3 protein-coding genes are annotated in these 813 nt (G+C 37.8%); all 3 read left to right on the forward strand.

Features of this window, described 5'->3' with window-relative positions; genetic code table 11:
* Positions 1 to 110, forward strand: a 110-nt coding sequence (locus tag LPW36_RS17660) for an IS1 family transposase (RefSeq protein ID WP_230608631.1), incomplete at its 5' end; no start/stop codon positions are given.
* On the forward strand, positions 80 to 262 hold the full coding sequence (locus LPW36_RS18055) for an ABC-three component system protein (RefSeq protein WP_420844818.1): 183 nt from the start codon (positions 80 to 82) through the stop codon (positions 260 to 262). The genes LPW36_RS17660 and LPW36_RS18055, both read left to right, overlap by 31 nt.
* Positions 250 to 693: an ABC-three component system middle component 2 gene (locus tag LPW36_RS17665; protein ID WP_230611896.1), complete on the forward strand. Its 444-nt coding sequence runs from the start codon at positions 250 to 252 to the stop codon at positions 691 to 693. The genes LPW36_RS18055 and LPW36_RS17665 overlap by 13 nt, the downstream gene beginning before the upstream one ends.
* Positions 694 to 813 lie beyond the last annotated feature (120 nt).

The raw sequence follows: 813 nt of genomic DNA on the forward strand, positions 1-813 counted from the left end.
TGCGAACCCATCTTAAACGGTTGACCCGCAAGACTATCTGCTTCTCAAAGTCAGAAGAAATGCACGATAAGATCATCGGATGGTATCTGACGATCAATCATTACCACTAAATCTGCGTCACGACCAATATTTGGCTATCTCGAATCACGTAACACAAGTTTCATTCTCTGCGCATCCATTGAATCTATACATGAGTATTCGTGATAAGAAAGGTGCTTGCCATCAATTGGTGAATAAAGGTTCTTTAAAATGGAACAAGTAAAACTTAAAGCCCCTAATATATTTAATAGTGATGTTGAATTGGCAACTAGAGTCGCACTAATACTGTCGAGTATGGAAGGTGAGAAATTCGACATAGATGAACTGGTATTATTAGATTACGCGCTATTATATTCGAGCGAATTCAATGGGCCATCAAACCTTCATCCTGCAGTCCCAAATCATTTAGCAGAAATTGCACAACGGAGAGAGTTGTTACCTAAGTCGATTTTGTTTTTTATTAAAAAAGGGCTAATTGATGTTCGCTATGATGAAAATGGAAAATCATTTTGTGCGAATGAAAATACAAATAGCTTCGTTAGTTGCTTAAACTCAAGTTATTTCATCAAGATTTGGGAAAGATTAAGTTGGTTGTCTGAGAATTACGATCGGATTATCCAGATACCAATAATGGAGTTAAGAAAAGGAGTGTAAGTATCCCATCAAAACGACCCATTCACTTTTAGAGATCTTCTGACATACTGATTATGTCCCCTGAGGAGATCACCATGCGTAAAATCCGATTCACAGAGCACCAGATAATCGCCGTCCTTA

This window comes from Limnobaculum eriocheiris (assembly GCF_021010575.1).
Classification (GTDB): domain Bacteria; phylum Pseudomonadota; class Gammaproteobacteria; order Enterobacterales; family Enterobacteriaceae; genus Limnobaculum; species Limnobaculum eriocheiris.